Below are 18,624 nucleotides of genomic sequence, written 5' to 3'. Positions count from 1 at the left end.
AGGATCATGCCGGAACCGGGAGCAGTAGGGACACAGCGGACACCGGCGGCGAGAGCCACCCCGCAGTCCATCGCCGTATGGGTGCTCGTGGCCCTCGTCGGCGCCGTCGGCTGGGGCGTGCTGGCGCTCTCGCGCGGTGAGGAGATCTCCGCCGCCTGGCTGCTGGCCGCCGCGCTGGGTTCGTACGCCATCGGCTACCGCTTCTACGCGCGGTTCATCGCGAACCGCGTGCTGAAGCTGGACGGCACCCGGGCCACCCCGGCCGAACGCCTCGACAACGGTGTCGACTTCCACCCCACCGACCGGCGCGTCCTCTTCGGCCACCACTTCGCCGCCGTCGCCGGCGCCGGCCCGCTCGTCGGCCCGGTGCTGGCCGCCCAGATGGGCTACCTGCCGGGGACCATCTGGATCGTCGCGGGCGTGATCTTCGCCGGTGCCGTCCAGGACATGGTGACGCTGTTCTTCTCCACCCGGCGCGACGGCCGCTCCCTCGGCCAGATGGCCCGGGACGAGATCGGCCCCGTCGGCGGGGCCGCCGCCCTGCTCGCCGTGTTCACCATCATGATCATCCTGCTGGCGGTGCTGGGCCTGGTCATCGTCAACGCCCTGGGGCACTCCCCCTGGGGCGTCTTCTCCATCGGCATGACCATCCCCATCGCCCTCTTCATGGGCGTCTACCTGCGCTGGCTGCGGCCCGGCCGGGTCACCGAGGTCTCCGTCATCGGCGTCGCGCTGCTGCTCCTCGCGATCGTCGCGGGCGGCTGGGTCGCCGAGTCCTCCTGGGCCGACTTCTTCACCCTGGAGAAGGAGACCCTGGTCATATGGATGATCGGGTACGGCTTCTTCGCCTCGGTCCTGCCCGTGTGGCTGCTGCTCGCCCCGCGCGACTACCTGTCCACCTTCATGAAGGTCGGCACGATCGCGCTGATGGCGGTCGGCGTGGTCGTCGCGATGCCGACGCTGAAGATGCCCGCGGTCACCGACTTCGCCACGCGCGGCGACGGCCCGGTCTTCGCCGGGTCGATGTTCCCCTTCGTCTTCATCACCATCGCCTGCGGAGCCCTGTCCGGCTTCCACTCCCTGGTCTCCTCGGGCACCACCCCGAAGATGATCCAGAAGGAGACCCAGGTCCGGGTCATCGGCTACGGCGCGATGCTCACCGAGTCCTTCGTCGCCGTGATGGCCGTGGTCGCCGCCTGCATCATCGAGCCCGGCCTCTTCTTCGGCGTCAACTCCCCCGCCGGAGCCATCGGCACCACCGTCCAGTCCGCCTCCGCGGCGGTCGGCCACTTCGGCTTCGCCATCACCCCGGACGCCCTCGCCCAGGCCGCGAAGGACGTCGAGGAGACCACCCTGCTGTCGCGCACGGGCGGTGCGCCCACGTTCGCGCTCGGGATGTCGGAGATCTTCTCCGCCGTGGTCGGCGGGGCCGGGATGAAGGCGTTCTGGTACCACTTCGCCATCATGTTCGAGGCCCTGTTCATCCTGACGACGGTGGACGCGGGCACCCGGGTCGGCCGCTTCATGCTCCAGGACACCCTGGGCAACGTGCACAAGTCCTTCAAGGACGTCAGCTGGAAGCCCGGTGTCTGGCTGGCCAGCGCGGTCGTCGTCGGCGGCTGGGGCTACTTCCTGTGGGTCGGCGTCAAGGACCCGCTGGGCGGCATCAACCAGCTCTTCCCGCTGTTCGGCATCGCGAACCAGCTCCTCGCGGCGGTCGCCCTCGCCGTGTGCACCACCCTGCTGGTGAAGTCGGGCCGGCTCAAGTGGGCCTGGGTCACGGCCGTCCCGCTGGCATGGGACGTGGCCGTCACCCTCACCGCGAGCTACCAGAAGATCTTCTCGGACGACGTGAAGATCGGCTTCTTCGCCCAGCGCGACAAGTACCAGACGGGCATCGACTCCGGGAAGCTGCTGCCGCCCGCCAAGACCATGGACGAGATGCACACCGTGGTCACCAACGCCACGGTCGACGGGGTCCTCTCGGCCCTCTTCGCGGCGCTGATCATCATCGTCCTGCTGGACGCGGCCCGCACCTGCTTCAAGGCCGTCTCCGACCCCGGGTCGGTCCGCCTGAGCGAGGTCCCGTGGACCGAGTCGAAGATCATCGCACCGGCGGGGCTCATCGCCACGGCCGAGGAGAAGGCCCAGCTCGCCGCAGCCGGCCTCGACGGGGGCGGCGGCCGCGTGAAGGACCCGGTCGCATGAGCGGCGCGGTCCGGGCGGCGCTGGCGAAGGCCCGGTACTTCGTACGGGAGCTCTCCGGCGAGGCCGCGTACGACCGCTACGTCGCCCACGCCCGCTCCCACGACCCCGAGGCCGAGGTCATGACCCGCCGCGCCTTCGAACGGGCGCGGACGGACGCCCGCGAGGCGGACCCGCGGGAGGGCTTCCGCTGCTGCTGAGCGGTTACCGAGGGGCCCCGCCGGTTATCCGGCGGGGCCCCTCGTGCGTATGCGGGGTCAGCGCACCCAGTCCTTGAGGGGCTCGGTCTGGAGCGTGATGCCAACGGGGTCCGGCAGCTCGATCTCCTTGCCGTACGCCACGACGTGGACGCTCTCGTATCGCTGCCCGTTGGGCTGGCTGTAGACGGAGACCTCGCACTTGGCCCGGTCGATCAGCAGGTATACGGGGATGCCGGTCTCCGCGTAGGCGCGGGGCTTCTCGACATGGTCCCGTCGACGGGTGTCGGAGTCCCACGAGGTTACCTCGACGGCCATGAGGATCGGATCCGGCTCGACCCAGTCGCCTTGTCCGACGAACGCGTCCTCGTGCGCCAGGACCCCGTCCGGAATGGCGCGGCCCTCCCGGTACTGTTCCGCCTTGATCCCCTGCCCCGGATGCAGGAACAACTCGGGCCGGGACTGCATGCAGATCTTGAGCAGCCACTGGATGATCCGCCCGTGGTCCCCGTCTGGCATGGCCTTGCTCCTGATGACCCCGTCGATGAACTCCAGCCGTGTCCCCGCCCTCTCACGGGCCGCTATGCGCGCCACGGCTTCAAAATCCTCAGTCAGCATGTGGGGTTGGTCTGTCATCACGGTCATGCCTCGCTCGTCTTCCTCGACGGTGCTGTCTCCGACGATAGCGCCGACCACCGACACCCGTCCGGCACACTCGGCGGCATGGACTTCGACATCAGGACGGCAAGGGAAGACGAGTACGCGCGGCTCGGGGAGATCACCGGGCAGGCCTACACCGGGGACGGGCTGCTCGACCTCAACGACGACGACCACTACCTGAACGTGCTCCGCGACGTCGCCGGGCGGGCCGCCGACGGGGAGGTGCTCGTCGCCGTCCGCGACGGGGTGCTCCTCGGCGGGGTGACCTTCGCCCCGCCCGGGAGCCGGCTCGCGGATATCGCCGGGCCACACGAGGCCGAGTTCCGGATGCTCGCGGTGACCGCCGAGGCGCGCGGGCAGGGCGTCGGGGAGGCGCTCGTACGGGCCTGTGCCGAACGGGCCCGCGCCCTGGAGGGGGTCACCGCACTGGTGCTGTCCACCCAGCCGGCCATGCGCGGGGCCCAGCGGATCTACGAGCGGCTCGGCTTCGTCCGCACGCCCGAACTGGACTGGTCGCCCATCCCGCAACTGACGCTGCTCACGTACCGACTGGAGCTGTGACGCCACGCTCCGCATGCAGCCGACACAACATGTGGGGGCTACCGCATCGGGTCGCCCCCACATGTATGCTCATGGCTGCTGCCGCCGCAGGGGAATCCGGTGGGAATCCGGAACTGTCCCGCAACGGTGTGACGTACGCCCACCGGCGTGTCCGCGAGTCCGAAGACCTGCCGGCAGTACCCCCGGATCGACCGACCCGGGGTGTCGATTCGTCCGGGCCTCGCGGTTGGGCCGGTGGACGCCATGCGGTGCTGCCCTGACGGGCCCCTGCCCGCGTGCGCCCGCTCGCGCCCCGCTCCGCCGATGACCGGGCCGAGTGAGGGAGAGCTCCCCCGTGACCATCGCGCCCGCCGCACCGCGCGCCGAGTCCGACCACCCCGAAGCAGAAGGTCCCGGGGCCGCCCTGCTGCGGATCCTCACCGAGCTCACGGCCGACCTCCCCGACACCGACCCCGGCCGGGTCGCCGCCGCCGCCCTGCGCGGCCGCAGCTCCGCCGCCGACGAGGCCGAGCTGCGCGGGCTGGCCACCGAGGCCGCCGCCGGCCTGATCTCCGAGGACCCGGCCTACTCCCGCCTCGCCGCCCGCCTGCTCACGCTGGCCGTCGCCGACGAGGCCGCCGGCCAGGGCTCGACCTCCTTCGCCGAGTCTGTCGCCGTCGGCCACCGCGAGGGCCTGATCGCCGACCGCACCGCCGAGTTCGTCGCCACCCACGCCGCCCGCCTGAACGCCCTCGTCGAGCACGCCCTCGCGGAGGGCGCCGACGACCGCTTCGGCTTCTTCGGCCTGCGCACCCTGCACAGCCGCTACCTGCTGCGCCACCCGCACACCCGTCAGGTGATCGAGACCCCGCAGTACTTCATGCTGCGCGTGGCCTGCGGCCTGGCGGAGGACGAGAGCGTCCGCGCCGTCGAGGAAGTGGCCTCGCTGTACCGGCTGATGAGCCGCCTCGACTACCTGCCGTCCTCCCCCACCCTGTTCAACTCGGGCACGCGGCACCCGCAGATGTCCTCCTGCTACCTCCTCGACTCCCCGCTGGACGAGCTGGACTCCATCTACGACCGCTACCACCAGGTCGCCCGCCTCTCCAAGCACGCCGGCGGCATCGGCCTGTCCTACTCGCGCATCCGCGCCCGCGGTTCGCTGATCCGCGGCACCAACGGCCACTCCAACGGCATCGTCCCGTTCCTGAAGACCCTCGACGCCTCCGTCGCCGCCGTGAACCAGGGCGGCCGCCGCAAGGGCGCCGCCGCCGTCTACCTGGAGACCTGGCACGCGGACATCGAGGAGTTCCTGGAGCTCCGCGACAACACCGGCGAGGACCAGCGCCGCACCCACAACCTGAACCTCGCCCACTGGATCCCGGACGAGTTCATGCGCCGCGTGAACGCCGACGCCGAGTGGTCGCTGTTCTCCCCCGCCGACGTCCCCGAACTGGTGGACCTCTACGGCGAGGAGTTCGACGCCGCCTACACCAAGGCCGAGGCCTCCGGGCTCGCCAAGAAGACCATGCCGGCCCGTGACCTGTACGGCCGCATGATGCGCACCCTCGCGCAGACCGGCCAGGGCTGGATGACGTTCAAGGACGCCTCCAACCGGACCGCGAACCAGACCGCGCTCCCGGGCACGGTGGTCCACTCCTCCAACCTCTGCACCGAGATCATCGAGGTCACCAACGACGGCGAGACCGCCGTCTGCAACCTCGGCTCCGTCAACCTCGGCGCCTTCGTCGCCGACGGCGCGATGGACTGGGAGCGACTGGACGAGACCGTCCGCACGGCCGTGACCTTCCTCGACCGCGTGGTGGACATCAACTTCTACCCGACCGAGCAGGCCGGCCGCTCCAACGCCAAGTGGCGTCCGGTGGGCCTGGGCGCGATGGGCCTCCAGGACGTCTTCTTCAAGCTGCGCCTGCCCTTCGACTCCGCCGAGGCGAAGGCGCTGTCCACGCAGATCTCCGAGCGCATCATGCTCGCCGCGTACGAGGCCTCGTGCGACCTCGCCGAGCGCAGCGGACCGCTCCCGGCCTGGGCCGAGACCCGTACCGCCCAGGGCGTCCTGCACCCCGACCACTACGAGACCGAGCGCCACTGGCCCGAGCGCTGGGACGCCCTGCGCGCCCGCATCGCGAAGTCCGGCATGCGCAACTCGCTGCTCCTGGCGATCGCCCCGACGGCGACGATCGCCTCGATCGCGGGCGTGTACGAGTGCATCGAGCCGCAGGTCTCCAACCTCTTCAAGCGCGAGACCCTCAGCGGTGAGTTCCTGCAGGTCAACGCCTACCTGGTGGAGGACCTGAAGAAGCTGGGCGTCTGGGACGCGCAGACCCGCGAGGCGCTGCGCGACTCCTCCGGCTCCGTCCAGGGCTTCGGCTGGATCCCGGCGGAGGTCCGCGAGCTGTACCGCACGGCGTGGGAGATCCCGCAGCGCGGCCTGATCGACATGGCGGCGGCCCGTACGCCGTACCTGGACCAGAGCCAGTCGCTGAACCTGTTCCTGGAGACGCCCACCATCGGCAAGCTCAGCTCGATGTACGCGTACGCCTGGAAGCAGGGCCTGAAGACCACGTACTACCTGCGCTCGCGCCCGGCGACGAAGATCGCCCGCGCGGCCTCCGGCACCGCCGTCCCGGCCGCCGCCACCCCCACCCAGCTGCCCCAGGCGATGGACGCCGAGGCGCTGGCCTGCTCCCTTGAGAACCCCGAGTCCTGCGAGGCCTGCCAGTAATGAGCTCCACCGAGAAGAAGAACCTCCTCGACCCGGGATTCGAGCTCACGCTCCGCCCGATGCGCTACCCGGACTTCTACGAGCGCTACCGGGACGCGATCAAGAACACCTGGACGGTGGAGGAGGTCGACCTCCACTCCGACGTCGCCGACCTGGCGAAGCTGACGCCGGCCGAGCAGCACATGATCGGCCGTCTGGTGGCGTTCTTCGCGACGGGCGACTCGATCGTGGCGAACAACCTGGTCCTGACGCTGTACAAGCACATCAACTCCCCGGAGGCGCGCCTGTACCTGTCGCGCCAGCTGTTCGAGGAGGCCGTGCACGTCCAGTTCTACCTGACGCTGCTCGACACCTACCTGCCCGACCCGGACGACCGCGCGGCCGCTTTCGCGGCCGTGGAGAACATCCCGTCGATCCGCGAGAAGGCGCAGTTCTGCTTCAAGTGGATGGACTCGGTCGAGAAGATCGACCAGCTGGAGACGGCCGCCGACCGCCGCCGCTTCCTGCTGAACCTGATCTGCTTCGCCGCGTGCATCGAGGGCCTGTTCTTCTACGGTGCCTTCGCGTACGTGTACTGGTTCCGCTCGCGCGGCCTGCTGCACGGCCTGGCGACGGGCACCAACTGGGTCTTCCGCGACGAGACCATGCACATGAACTTCGCCTTCGAGGTCGTGGACACGGTCCGCAAGGAGGAGCCGGAGCTCTTCGACGACGCCCTCCAGCAGCAGGTCACCGACATGCTGAAGGAGGCCGTGGAGGCGGAGCTGCAGTTCGGCCGCGACCTGTGCGGTGACGGCCTGCCGGGCATGAACACCGACTCGATGCGCGAGTACCTGGAGTGCGTCGCCGACCAGCGCCTGGTGCGCCTCGGCTTCCCGCCGGTCTACGGCTCGCAGAACCCGTTCTCGTTCATGGAGCTCCAGGGCGTCCAGGAGCTGACGAACTTCTTCGAGCGCCGCCCGTCGGCCTACCAGGTGGCCGTCGAGGGCACCGTCGACCTGGACGAGGACTTCTAGTCCGGCAGTCCTGCCACCCGAACGGCACCGCCCTTGCGCGAGGAGCCGGGACGCGACACGTGAGCGCGTCCCGGCTCTTCGCGTTCCTGCTCCCGGCGTTCCGGCCCGAGCTGGCGGTCGATGCGGCGTTCGTGCAGGAGGCCGTGGAGGGAAGGGGCGAGGAGGAGGGCGGCGACGGTGAGGACGGTGAGGTAGTCGAGGAGCGTGTTCATGACTCCAAGATCGCTCGGGCGGCGGGAACCGGACAGTGGCAGGACTGTCATGGAAGAGCGAATTACTGCCACACTGGGTCCATGCTGAAGGCTGGATCATGAAAAGCGTGGCCGTGGCCCTCGTCGACGGGGTGGCCCCCTTCGAGTTCGGGATCTTCTGCGAGGTCTTCGGGATCGACCGGAGCGAGCAGGGGCTGCCCGTGTACGACTTCGCGGTGTGCGCGGCCGAGGAAGGGCCGCTCACCATGGCGGACGTCGGCTTCACCGTCGCGCCGGCCCACGGGCTGGAGCGGCTGGAGGTAGCCGACCTGATCTGCCTGCCCGCCGACCGCAAGGCGCCGGTGCGGGAGTACCCCGAGCCCTTCCTCGACGCCCTGCGCCGGGCCGTGGACCGGGGGGCGCGGGTGCTCAGCGTGTGCAGCGGGGCCTTCGTGCTCGGCGCGGCCGGGCTGCTGGACGGGCGGCGCTGCACCACCCACTGGATGCACGCCCCCGCGCTGGCGCGGCGCTATCCGGCCGCCCGGGTCGACCCGGACGTTCTCTACGTGGACGAGGGACCGGTGATCACCGCCGCCGGGACGGCCTCGGGCATCGACGCCTGCCTGCACGTGGTCCGCCAGGAGCACGGGGCCGAGGTGGCCAACACCATCGCCCGGCGGATGGTCGTCCCGCCCCACCGGGACGGCGGCCAGGCCCAGTTCATCCAGCGGCCGCTGCCGCGTACCGGCTGCGACACGGTGGGCGAGGTGATCGGCTGGATGGCCCGGCACCTGGACGAGGAGATCACCGTCGAGCAGCTGGCGGAGCGGGCCCACATGTCGCCGCGCACCTTCGCCCGCCGCTTCCTCCAGGAGACGGGGACGACCCCGTACCAGTGGGTGCTGCGCCAGCGGGTGCTGCTGGCGCAGGAGTTGCTGGAGTCCACCGACGACACGGTCGACGCCATCGCGGGCCGCAGCGGTTTCGGCAACGCGGCGGCCCTGCGCCACCACTTCCTGCGGGCCCTGGGCACCACCCCGAACGCCTTCCGCCGGGCCTTCCGCGGTCCGCGCGCGGCGGCCTGACGGGCGGGAGGCACCCACGGCCGGTATTCGCCCCCTGACTTGACATGCGGGGCCGGCAGGTCTGGCCGTCGTGCCGTGGCGGTGGTGGGATCCGAACACGCCGCACCGCGCGACCCACGCGGAACACCCCCCACAGGCGAAGGCCCCGTTCCGGAGCGTTTCCGGAGCGGGGCCTTCGTGCGTCCGCGGGGTGCGGGCCGGGTCAGTCGTTCGCGACGACCGGGTAGCGCGGGGTGTTCTCCGCCATCTGGCGCAGGGCGTCCTTGCGGTCGCGCTTGGAGAGGCGGTCGATGTACAGGTAGCCGTACAGGTGGTCGGTCTCGTGCTGGAGGCAGCGGGCGAAGTAGCCGGTGCCGCGGACCTTGATCGGGTTGCCCTGGGCGTCCTGGCCGGTGACCTCGGCGTAGTCGGGGCGGGCCAGGGAGGCGTAGGCGGTGGGGACGGAGAGGCAGCCCTCGTTGGAGTCGTCCAGGACGCGGGAGCCGGTCGGCAGCTCGACGAGCTTGGGGTTGACCACGACGCCCGTGTGGCGGACGCCGTCGTCGTCGGGGCAGTCGTAGACGAAGACCTTGGCGTCCACGCCGATCTGGTTGGCGGCCAGGCCCACGCCCTCGGCGGTCTTCTGGCTGGCGAACATGTCGTCGATCAGCTGCGCCAGCTCGTCGCCGAACTCGGTGACGTCCTTGCACTCGCGGTGCAGGACCGGGTTGCCGACGACCGTGATCGGACGGGACGTACCGCGCTCGCGGTGGGCGAGCTCGCGCGCCTCACAGTCCTCGGTGTCCACGACGTAGCCTTCGTCGTCGATCGGGGTCACCTGGTTCTCCTGCTGCGCCATGTCCGCCGTACGCCTTCCCTCAAGTCCGTGGTGTGCCCGTACAGCCTACGGCCCGGGGTCAGCAGACTTCTTCGAGATCCCGCCACTCCCGGCTGTCGGGGCTGTCGGCGACCCAGCCGTCGAGCAGTCCGCGCACCAGTCCGGCCGGGGCGGCGATGCCGCATTCGCGCTCGGGGACCCACAGGGAGCCGGATCCGGCCGTGCGGTGGCCGAGCGGGCCGGGGTGGCCGGGCTCGCTGTGGTCGTGGGGGTCGAGGTGGTCGCCGTTGCCCTCGCCGCTGGGCATCGAGCTCTCCGAACAGGTCCGGCAGAGCAGCCGCACCGACGAGGACCAGTCCTCGGCGGCGAAGCCCGCGTCCGAGGCCAGCTGCTCCAGGGCGTCGCGGTCGTCCTCGGTGGCCGCCTCCAGCAGGACCACCCAGGTCGGCACCGGAGAGGGGGCCCACAGCTCGATCTCGTCGAAGACCGGGTACGAGGGCCCGGCCGCGGTGACCCGCTCGCCGTGCGGCACCCCGTCGTGCAGGACGACCTCGCCCCAGCGCCGTCCCGAGGAGGGCAGCGGGATGGACAGGACCTCCATGCGGGCTGGATCGAGCCTGCGGCCCCATACGACCTCGGCCTCGCCCTCGGGCGACAGCCGCACCGCCGCGCTGCCGAGCTCCATGCCGGTGGGCTCGCCCGTCCCGGCCGTGCTGTGCGGGTCGCCGGGCACCTTGAGCCCGTACGCCTGCCAGGCCCGGCGGGCCAGCGGCCAGTCCTGGAGGGCGGTCGCGGCGATGCCCACGTTCCACCAGTCCGGGGCGCCGGTCTCGCGGTCCAGCAGGGCCACGGCGCGCAGGCCGGCGGCCCGTGCCTGCTCCCAGTCGTGCCGGAACTTGTGGAGGAGGGCCAGGTTGAACCAGGACTCGGACAGCCAGGGCTCCAGGTCCGCCGCCCTGGTCAGCAGCGCACCCGCGTCCTCGTACCGACCGTCGCCGATCAGCGTGAACGCGCGGTCGGTGGCCTGCCGCCACGAGGCGGAGGGCCGATGCCGTACCTTCCCGAAGATCCTCACGATTCCCGCCTGCCGCTCCAACGGTTCAGCCCTGCGGACACCCTCACGGACACCCCTTACTGCATCCAACCATGCCCGCTCGGACGACCGCTCATTACCCATGGGTTACCCCGGTGGAACGGGAACGACTCTGCCGCGTCCGCCCCTGGCCAGAACCCTCGCCAGGGACTCCACGACCTCGGGCTGGTAGTCGTGCCCGGTGCCCAGGCGGAGCCGTTCCAGAGCGGCCAGTGAGCCGGCCGGGTGACGGCCGGCTCCGGCCAGGTCGTCGTACGCGTTGACCGCGCGCACGATCCGGGCGGCGACGGGCTGCTCCCGGTACGGGTCCGCCTGCCGTTCCACGATCACGGCGACCTCCGCCGGCACCCCGGTCTGCCGGGCGACCTCGCCGCCGAGGCCGGCGATCCGGCGGGCCTCGTCGGGGGGCAGCTCGGCGGTGGCCCCGCCGGGGACGGGGTCGACGAGCGAGAGCTGTCCGATGTCGTGCATCAGGGCCGCGTACTCCAGCACCGTGAGCTCCCGTTCCGAGAGGCCCAGCTCCCGGCCGACGGCGCAGCTCAGGGCGGCGACCCGGCGGGCGTGGCCGGGGGCGGTGCAGCCGGCGATCTCGGTGGCGCGGGCGAGGGAGGTGATGGTCTGGCGGTAGGTGGTGCGGACGGCGTCGATGCGGTGGAAGGAGAGCTGGGTCAGCAGGAGCGGGACGCTGAAGACCGGCAGGGCCCACAGGCCCGCCACGGCCACGCCGAGGGCCATGACGACCCCGGTGGCGCAGATGGCCGAGCCGATCCCGAGCTGGGCGCGCAGTTCGTCGCGCAGCAGCGGCCCGAAGCGCCAGCCGGTGCGGGCTCCGGCGAGGGCGGCGGCCAGGACGGCGTCGCACAGGGCGGTGAGGCCCAGCAGGAGCAGCAGGAACAGGACGAGGTAGGGGCCCTGGCCGATCCGGTGGGTGAGGCGGCCGGAGCCGTAGAGGGGCTGGAAGCAGGCGGCGGCGAAGGCCACGGCCAGGACCCGGCGGGCCACGTGGTCCAGGGCGGGGGCGTGGCCGCGGGCGATGTGGGGAACGGTCCCGGCCAGGGCTGCGGCGACGACGACGGCGACGGTCTGGAGCACGCCGTGGTGGGTGGGCTGCCCGGCGTCCTGCCCGAGCAGGGCGTAGGCGAGGGCTCCGGCGGAGCCGAGCGGGGCGGGGCGGCGGTCCTCGGCGGGGTGGTCGCGGCGGGCGAGTTCGCCGATGGTGATCAGGGTGGCGAAGGCGAGGGCGGCGGCGGGTTCGGCGACCCCGGTCCACAGGGTGTGTCCCAGTGCGCCCGCGGTGAGCACGGCTGCGGCCCCCCGCACGGCCCATCCGGCGAACGCCCTCACGGGCCGCCGGCCTTGCCCTGTCCGGGCGAACCGGCGGCCTCGCGCCCCTGGGCCGGCATCCCGGGCAGGCCCTCGGGTCCCGCTTCGCGCGGGGCGGCCCCGGCGGCGGCGGTCCGGGCGGACGGGAGGTCGTCGTCCGAGGTGACCACGGGGTGCCAGCCGTGCCGGCCGACGGCGGAGGTCAGGGCCCGCACCATGGCCGGGTCGAACTGGGAGCCCGCGCAGCGCCGGAGTTCGGCGAGGGCGGTCTCCACCGGCCGGGCCCGGCTGTAGGAGCGGGTCGAGGTCATCGCGTCGAAGGAGTCGGCCACCGCCACCACCCGGGCCAGGACCGGGATCTGCTCGCCGCTCAGTCCGTAGGGGTAGCCGGAGCCGTCGACCCGTTCGTGGTGGTGCAGGATCGCCGAGCGGGCCTCCCCGAGGAAGCCGATGCCGCGCACCATCTCGTGCCCGTACTCGGGGTGCAGTTCGATGACGCGGCGTTCCTCGGGCGTCAGCGGCCCGTTCTTGCGCAGCAGCCGGGTCGGCACGCCCAGTTTGCCGACGTCGTGGAGGATCCCCGCGATGCGGACGACTTCGAGGCGGTCGTCGGCCATGCCCAGCTCGCGGGCGATCATCTCGGAGGCCTGGCCCACGCGTTCGCTGTGCCCGCGCGTGTAGCGGTCCTTGATGTCGACGGCCTGGACGAGGGCGCGGATGGTGGCCTGGTGCGCGGCGTGTTCGCGCTGGTACTGGGCGAAGACCCAGCAGGAGGTGTACATCGGCAGCAGCACCAGCAGGGCGGCCGGGGGGCCGTAGGGGCTGTGCCACATCACGGCCATCATCAGGCCGACGAGTCCGTGCAGGCAGTAGGGGGCGAGGGCCGGGGCGGTGGTCCCCGAGGGCGCCCGCAGGAGGGCGGCCGGGCCGCGCCGGGCGGCGGTGGCGGCGGCGGTGGCGGTGGCGGGACGGCCTTCGGCGGCGGCGAGGACGGCCGCGTCGAGGGTGGTGAGCACCAGGCAGAAGACGACGGCGGCGACGGCCGCGGGCAGCAGCGCGAACGGGAAGGCGGCCGCCCCGGTGAGGGCTTCGCGGCCGCCGAGGAGCCCGTAGGCCCGTCCGGCCGCCCAGGCGGCGACGGCCTGCTGGGCCGCGTGCCAGACGCGGCGTACGGCGACGGGCCGCTGGGGGGCGGGCTGGGCGAGTCCGCCGGGCAGGGCCACGAGCGCGGCGGCGGCCGGGGGCAGCAGGAAGACGGCGGCCAGCACCACCGGGAAGAAGGGGCCGGTCCCCTCGGGCGCCCCGCGCCCCCGCAGGGGCAGCACCCGGGCCGCCTCGCAGCCGAGGCAGAGGGCGGCCAGCAGCCCCACGGCCGGCCAGGGCACGCCGGATCCGGGCCGGAGGGCGGGGGCGGCGCAGGCGAGGGCGGCGAGCACCGCGCCCAGGACGCAGGCGCGCGCCGCCGGCGGAAGGACCCGCATGGCGCTCTCCTCCCCTGGGGCGTGCATTTCGGTACCGCTTCGGAAGGGGTACCGCGAGGGGAGGATAAATCGGCCCCCGTGCGAAGCGGGGGACATTTTCGTATTGCCCCGTACGGGCGCCCCCGGATTAGCACCTTCGAGTGAATGAACGGTGCTTCCGGGGGCGAGAGTCGGCCGTACGGGCCGTGGGGCTGCCGCGGAGCGGGCGGCGGATCAGCCGCCCGCCGGGTCCGCCGTGACGTCGTGGTCCGGAACGGCCTGGCCCGAGCGGATCAGCTCGATGCGGCCCATGACCTTGGAGCGCAGGTCGGTCGGTACGTCGTCCGAGCCGCAGCAGCGCTTGACCAGCTTCTTGACGGCCTGCTCCAGGCCGTACTTCTCCAGACAGGGATTGCACTCGCCGAAATGCGTCTCGAACTTGGTGCAGTCGCTGTCGGGCATCTCGTGGTCCAGGAACTCGTACAGATGATCCAGGACCTCGGCGCACTCCGTCTCGTGCGGCTCTCCGCAGCTCATGAGCCCGAGCCTTTCAGGTCGTTCGACTCTCCCGCGCCCGCGGGGACCAGCCCGCGCTCGCGAGCGTAGTCCTCCAGCATTCCGCGGAGTTGACGGCGGCCACGGTGCAGTCGGGACATGACCGTACCGATGGGTGTACCCATGATGTCCGCGATCTCCTTGTACGCAAAGCCCTCTACGTCAGCAAGATAAACCGCGATGCGGAACTCCTCGGGAATGGCCTGGAGGGCCTCCTTCACATCGGAATCCGGCAGGTGGTCGAGCGCCTGCGACTCGGCCGAACGCAGACCGGTCGACATGTGCGACTCGGCGCGCGCCAGCTGCCAGTCCTCGATCTCCTCCGCGGCGCTGCGCTGCGGCTCGCGCTGCTTCTTGCGGTAGGAGTTGATGAAGGTGTTCGTCAGGATGCGGTACAGCCACGCCTTGAGGTTGGTTCCCTCGCGGAACTGGTGGAAGGACGCGTACGCCTTGGCGTACGTCTCCTGGACCAGGTCCTCGGCGTCGGCCGGGTTGCGCGTCATGCGGAGGGCGGCGGAGTACATCTGGTCGAGGTAGCCGAGGGCGTCCCGCTCGAACCGCGCGTTGCGCTCAGCGGTCGTCTCCTGCGCCTGGCCTTCGTCGGTCCCAGCGACAGGACCCACCTCCTCCGACAGCGTGGCGGCTCCGAAAGCGGATCCGCTCGAATCGGAGAATAGTCGACCATCCCGGCCCTCCGCCGCTCGAACCGAGCCGCGCTTGGGCGCCGGAAGGACCGTCCAGTCCAGGTCAGCGGCCTGCCGACGGTTCTGGCTGATGACCTGGGTCATGCGCTTCCTCTCCTCCGACGTCTTTCCCCTGCGTACCGACACTCCGCACAACAGGAGCCCCGGCCCGCGCATTCCCGGGCGCGGCAAGGGATCCGGCGGTTCCGCGGCGGCCTGCGGCGGGGCGGGTGAGCGGGATCACGCGCGGGCGCGCCGTGAATCTGTCAGGTCCGGGCCACGGGGGCCGGCCGGGGAGCCGGGCACGCCGGGGGCAGCGGGAGGGCCGGGGTCAGCCGAGGAGGCGGGCGAGCCAGGGGGCCACCGCGGCGGTGATCACCGCCAGGGCCTCGTCCTGGGTGAGGCCGGCCCTCTTGGGCACCGCGAAACCGTGGTCCGCGTGGGGCACCTCCACCAGCTCGAACGCCCCGTCGGGGAACTCCTCGGGGCGCCCGAAGGGGTCCCGTCCGCCCTGGAGGACGAGGACGGGCCGGCCGGCGTCCAGGAGCTCCCCGGCCCGGGACTTCTCGGGCTTGCCCGGCGGGTGCAGGGGGAAGGCCAGCGCGAGGACGCCGGCCGCGCCCAGCTCGGCCGCGGTCCGGCAGGCCACGCGGGCCCCGGCGCTGCGGCCGCCGGCGACCACGGGCAGCCCGGGCCGGGCGAGGGCGGGCCACAGACCCCGCCAGCCCTCGTCGAGGACCTTGGGGGCGGCGGCGACCTTCTTCCCGGCGACCCGCCAGGGCTGCTCGACCAGGGCGACGGTGAAGCCGTGCGCGGGAAGGGCGGCGGCCAGGGCCTGGAGGTCGCGGGCCTCGACGCCGCCGCCGGCGCCGTGGCCGAGGGCCACCACGGCCCGGGCCGCGCGGGCGGTGTGCCAGGTGACGCGGGCCTGCCCGGCCGGGGTGTCGACGGTCTCGCTGCGCGTGGTCATGCCCCCATCGTGCCGGGCGGCGGCCACGGCACGGTGCACCCCGGCCTTAGAAGAGCGTGGCCTCTTCCGGGGCCTCCAGCTCGCCCAGCAGCTCGGGGCCGTTGTTGCGCACGCTGCTCACGGCGGTGGAGACCGGGTAGGCCCGCATCAGCCCGCCCGGCGGCGGCGCCAGCAGTTCCCGCAGCCCGGTCTCGTCGGTGCGGGCCGGGTCCAGCCAGGCGTCCCACCGGTCGGGGGTGAGCATCAGCGGCATCCGGGGGTGGATGTCGGAGAGGGAACGCGGCCCCTCGGCGGGGGCGACGCCCAGCGGGGTGGTCTCGGCCTCGGCGGTGATCACCGAGCAGGTGGCCCACCAGGCCTGCGGGTGGTCGGGGGGCAGGGTGGCGTCCCGCCAGAACTCGTAGATGCCGGCCATCGCGAAGACGGAACCGTCGGCGGGGAGCACGAAGTAGGGCTGCTTGCGGGCCCGCTTCTTCTTGCCCTCCACCTCCAGCTGCCGTTCGTCGTGCGCGGTGACCCACTCGTAGTAGCCGTCGGCGGGGACGATGCAGCGCCGCTGGGCGAAGGGGCGCCGGAAGGAGGGCTTCTCGTGCAGGGTCTCCGACCGGGCGTTGATCATCCGGGCGGCGCCCTCGGGGCTCTTGGCCCAGGAGGGGACCAGGCCCCACTTCAGTACGCGGAGCTGGCGAACCGGGCGCGGGTCCCGCGCGTCTTTGAGGGGACGGTCGAGGACCACGTGGACCTCTTTCGTCGGCGCCACGTTGAAGTCGGGGGCCAGGGTCTCCTCGGGCTCCCACCGCTCGATGCCGAATATCCCCGCCAGTTCCTCCGGCGTCCGACCGGCCGCAAACCTTCCGCACATGGCTGACACACTGCCACGAGCACCGCCCCCCACCGCAAGGAGTGCGCCACTCCATGGACAGCAGCACCGCCGCCGGCCTCTGGGACCGGCTGACCGGGATACAGACCGCGCCGGCCTCATGGCTGGTGGCCGCCACCGGCCTGGCCGCCCTGGCCGTCGTGGCGTGGCGGCCGCTGTGGCTGCCGGCCCGCAACGCGATCACCATCGCGCACGAGGGCGGCCACGGGCTGGTGGCCCGGCTGAGCGGCCGCAGGCTGGACGGGATCCGGCTGCATTCGGACACCAGCGGCGTCACCGTCAGCTGGGGAAAGCCGACCGGGATCGGCATGGTCCTGACGGCCGCCGCCGGGTACACGGCGCCCTCGCTGCTGGGCCTCGGCGGGGCGGCCCTGCTGTCGGCGCACCGGATCACGGTGCTGCTGTGGGCGGCGACCGCACTGCTGGTGCTGCTGCTCGTGCGGGTCCGCAACGCGTACGGGGTGCTGACGGTGGTGCTGGCCGGGACGGCGTTCGTCCTGGTGTCGTGGCTGGCCTCGGCGCAGGTGCAGGCGGTGTTCGCGTACGCGGTGGTGTGGTTCCTGCTGCTGGGCGGGGTGCGGCCGGTCTTCGAGCTCCAGCGCAAGCGGCGCGGGGGCGCCGCGCCGGACTCGGACGCCGACCAGCTGGGGCGGCTCACGCACCTGCACCCGGTGGTCTGGCTGGGCTTCTTCCACACCGTCGCACTGTGCTGCCTGGTGGGCGGCGGGCGCTGGCTGCTCGGCCTGTGAGACGCGGGAGCGATCAAGATCCGGGGTAGCGGGGAGCCACTAAAGTGGGGGCCATGACCGAGACCCCCGCGCTCCACCCCCTCTGGCCCGCTCCGCTCGCCGAGGGCGCCGTCCACGCCACCGTCACCGTGCCGGGGTCCAAATCGGTCACCAACCGCGCCCTCGTGCTCGCCGCCCTGGCCTCCGAGCCGGGCTGGGTGCGCCGTCCGCTGCGCTCGCGCGACTCGCAGCTGATGTCGGACGCGCTGCGCGCCCTGGGCGTCGGCATCGAGGAGACGGTCTCCTCCAGCTCCGCCGGGGCCGGCGCGGGCGGCGAGGCCTGGCGGGTCATCCCGGCCGCGCTGCACGGCCCGGCCACGGTCGACGTCGGCAACGCGGGCACGGTCATGCGCTTCCTGCCGCCCGTCGCCACCCTGGCCGCCGGCGACATCCGCTTCGACGGCGACCCCCGCTCCTACGAGCGCCCGCTCGGCGAGGTCATCAACGCGCTGCGCGCCCTGGGTGCCCGGATCGAGGACGACGGCCGCGGCGCGCTGCCGATGACCGTCCACGGCGGCGGCGCCCTGGAGGGCGGCACGGTCGAGATCGACGCGTCGAACTCCTCGCAGTTCGTCTCGGCGCTGCTGCTGTCCGCCCCCCGGTTCAACCAGGGCGTCGAGGTCCGGCACACCGGCGCGAACCTGCCGTCGATGCCGCACATCCGGATGACGGTGGAGATGCTGCGCGCGGCGGGCGCCCAGGTCGACACGCCCGAGGCCGGGGGCGAGAAGAACGTGTGGCGGGTCGCGCCGAGCGCCCTGCTCGGCCGGGACCTGGTCGTGGAGCCGGACCTGTCCAACGCCCAGCCGTTCCTGGCGGCGGCGCTGATCACCGGCGGCACGGTCACCATCCCGGACTGGCCGCACCGCACCACGCAGCCCGGTGACGAGCTGCGCCGCATCTTCACGGAGATGGGCGGCTCCTGCGAGCTGACCGACGCGGGCCTGGTCTTCACCGGCACGGGCCGCATCCACGGCATCGACGTGGACCTGGGCGAGGTCGGCGAGCTGACCCCGGGCATCGCCGCGGTGGCGGCGCTGGCCGACTCCCCGTCCACCCTGCGCGGGGTGGCCCACCTGCGACTGCACGAGACGGACCGGCTGGCCGCGCTCACCAAGGAGATCAACGAGCTCGGCGGCGACGTCACCGAGACGGCCGACGGACTGCACATCCGCCCGCGCCCGCTGCACGGCGGGGTCTTCCACACCTACGACGACCACCGCATGGCCACCGCGGGCGCGGTGATCGGGCTGGCCGTGAAGGGCGTGGAGATCGAGAACGTGGCGACGACCGCGAAGACCCTGCCCGACTTCCCGAAGATGTGGACGGACATGCTCACAGGGGCCGGAACGGCAGCGGCAACGGCAGCGGGAGCGGGAACAGAAGCGGAAGCAGGAGCGGGAGCGTAGGGGCCC

18 protein-coding genes and 1 riboswitch are annotated in these 18,624 nt (G+C 72.5%); of the genes, 8 read left to right on the top strand and 10 right to left on the bottom strand.

The features are described from left to right. The first annotated feature begins 6 nt into the window (after positions 1-6). Positions 7-2,208: a carbon starvation CstA family protein gene (locus B4U46_RS23730; protein WP_079429704.1), complete on the top strand. Its 2,202-nt coding sequence runs from the start codon at positions 7-9 to the stop codon at positions 2,206-2,208. Then, a complete protein-coding gene (locus B4U46_RS23725; protein ID WP_079429703.1) occupies positions 2,205-2,405 on the top strand; it encodes a YbdD/YjiX family protein in 201 nt (66 codons plus the stop codon). Before B4U46_RS23730 ends, B4U46_RS23725 begins: the two co-directional genes overlap by 4 nt. A 57-nt stretch (positions 2,406-2,462) precedes the next feature. On the opposite strand, the gene B4U46_RS23720 is transcribed toward B4U46_RS23725, so the two are convergent. Next, the gene (locus B4U46_RS23720; protein WP_079431947.1) at positions 2,463-3,047 is read right to left on the bottom strand and encodes a Uma2 family endonuclease; all 585 of its coding nucleotides are present in this window, start codon (positions 3,045-3,047) and stop codon (positions 2,463-2,465) included. 78 nt (positions 3,048-3,125) lie between these two features. Between B4U46_RS23720 and B4U46_RS23715 the strand changes: the two genes are divergently transcribed. The 3 genes from B4U46_RS23715 (at position 3,126) to B4U46_RS23705 (ending at position 7,364) form a co-directional block, all read left to right on the top strand. Next, a complete protein-coding gene (locus B4U46_RS23715; RefSeq protein WP_079429702.1) occupies positions 3,126-3,623 on the top strand; it encodes a GNAT family N-acetyltransferase in 498 nt (165 codons plus the stop codon). Between the two features lie 55 nt (positions 3,624-3,678). Then, positions 3,679-3,813, top strand: a riboswitch (cobalamin riboswitch). A 144-nt stretch (positions 3,814-3,957) separates the two neighbouring features. Next, a complete protein-coding gene (locus tag B4U46_RS23710) occupies positions 3,958-6,348 on the top strand; it encodes a ribonucleoside-diphosphate reductase subunit alpha (protein ID WP_079429701.1) in 2,391 nt (796 codons plus the stop codon). Further along, positions 6,348-7,364 carry a ribonucleotide-diphosphate reductase subunit beta gene (locus B4U46_RS23705; RefSeq protein WP_185117181.1) on the top strand — a complete coding sequence of 339 codons (1,017 nt, stop codon included), beginning with the start codon at positions 6,348-6,350 and terminating at the stop codon, positions 7,362-7,364. Before B4U46_RS23710 ends, B4U46_RS23705 begins: the two co-directional genes overlap by 1 nt. Here B4U46_RS23705 and B4U46_RS37510 read toward each other — a convergent pair. Then, positions 7,361-7,576, bottom strand: a complete 216-nt coding sequence (locus tag B4U46_RS37510) for a hypothetical protein (RefSeq protein WP_079429699.1) — start codon at positions 7,574-7,576, stop codon at positions 7,361-7,363. The two genes, B4U46_RS23705 and B4U46_RS37510, sit on opposite strands and share 4 nt — an antisense overlap. A gap of 95 nt (positions 7,577-7,671) precedes the next feature. Between B4U46_RS37510 and B4U46_RS23695 the strand changes: the two genes are divergently transcribed. Beyond that, positions 7,672-8,640: a helix-turn-helix domain-containing protein gene (locus tag B4U46_RS23695; protein ID WP_079431946.1), complete on the top strand. Its 969-nt coding sequence runs from the start codon at positions 7,672-7,674 to the stop codon at positions 8,638-8,640. 202 nt (positions 8,641-8,842) lie between these two features. Here B4U46_RS23695 and def read toward each other — a convergent pair whose 3' ends face one another. The 8 genes from def to B4U46_RS23655 form a co-directional block, all read right to left on the bottom strand. Further along, positions 8,843-9,478 (bottom strand): peptide deformylase, encoded by a 636-nt coding sequence (def, locus tag B4U46_RS23690; protein ID WP_079429698.1) that lies wholly within the window; start codon positions 9,476-9,478, stop codon positions 8,843-8,845. A 58-nt stretch (positions 9,479-9,536) separates the two neighbouring features. Then, positions 9,537-10,532, bottom strand: coding sequence for a tetratricopeptide repeat protein (locus tag B4U46_RS23685; protein ID WP_079431945.1), 996 nt, complete (start codon positions 10,530-10,532; stop codon positions 9,537-9,539). Positions 10,533-10,637: 105 nt separating this feature from the next. Then, positions 10,638-11,894: an HD domain-containing protein gene (locus B4U46_RS23680; RefSeq protein ID WP_079429697.1), complete on the bottom strand. Its 1,257-nt coding sequence runs from the start codon at positions 11,892-11,894 to the stop codon at positions 10,638-10,640. Beyond that, positions 11,891-13,354, bottom strand: coding sequence for an HD-GYP domain-containing protein (locus B4U46_RS23675; RefSeq protein ID WP_079429696.1), 1,464 nt, complete (start codon positions 13,352-13,354; stop codon positions 11,891-11,893). Before B4U46_RS23675 ends, B4U46_RS23680 begins: the two co-directional genes overlap by 4 nt. Before the next feature lie 213 nt (positions 13,355-13,567). Next, a complete protein-coding gene (gene rsrA, locus B4U46_RS23670) occupies positions 13,568-13,870 on the bottom strand; it encodes a mycothiol system anti-sigma-R factor (protein ID WP_079429695.1) in 303 nt (100 codons plus the stop codon). Next, positions 13,867-14,511: a sigma-70 family RNA polymerase sigma factor gene (locus B4U46_RS23665; RefSeq protein WP_007266438.1), complete on the bottom strand. Its 645-nt coding sequence runs from the start codon at positions 14,509-14,511 to the stop codon at positions 13,867-13,869. The genes rsrA and B4U46_RS23665 overlap by 4 nt, the downstream gene beginning before the upstream one ends. Before the next feature lie 391 nt (positions 14,512-14,902). Continuing rightward, entirely contained in the window at positions 14,903-15,541 is a 639-nt protein-coding gene (locus B4U46_RS23660) for an alpha/beta family hydrolase (RefSeq protein WP_079431944.1), read from the bottom strand. Positions 15,542-15,587: 46 nt separating this feature from the next. After that, the gene (locus tag B4U46_RS23655; protein WP_079429693.1) at positions 15,588-16,403 is read right to left on the bottom strand and encodes an SOS response-associated peptidase; all 816 of its coding nucleotides are present in this window, start codon (positions 16,401-16,403) and stop codon (positions 15,588-15,590) included. Positions 16,404-16,456: 53 nt separating this feature from the next. On the opposite strand from B4U46_RS23655, the gene B4U46_RS23650 reads away from it, so the two are divergent. Then, a complete protein-coding gene (locus tag B4U46_RS23650) occupies positions 16,457-17,170 on the top strand; it encodes a M50 family metallopeptidase (RefSeq protein ID WP_079429692.1) in 714 nt (237 codons plus the stop codon). A 53-nt stretch (positions 17,171-17,223) separates the two neighbouring features. Then, complete coding sequence (gene aroA / locus B4U46_RS23645; protein ID WP_237293101.1) at positions 17,224-18,618, top strand: 3-phosphoshikimate 1-carboxyvinyltransferase; 1,395 nt, start codon at positions 17,224-17,226, stop codon at positions 18,616-18,618. The last annotated feature ends 6 nt before the right edge of the window (positions 18,619-18,624 follow it).

This window comes from Streptomyces katrae (assembly GCF_002028425.1).
Taxonomy (GTDB): Bacteria; Actinomycetota; Actinomycetes; order Streptomycetales; family Streptomycetaceae; genus Streptomyces; species Streptomyces katrae_A.
This window is presented reverse-complemented; position numbering and strand designations above follow the sequence as displayed.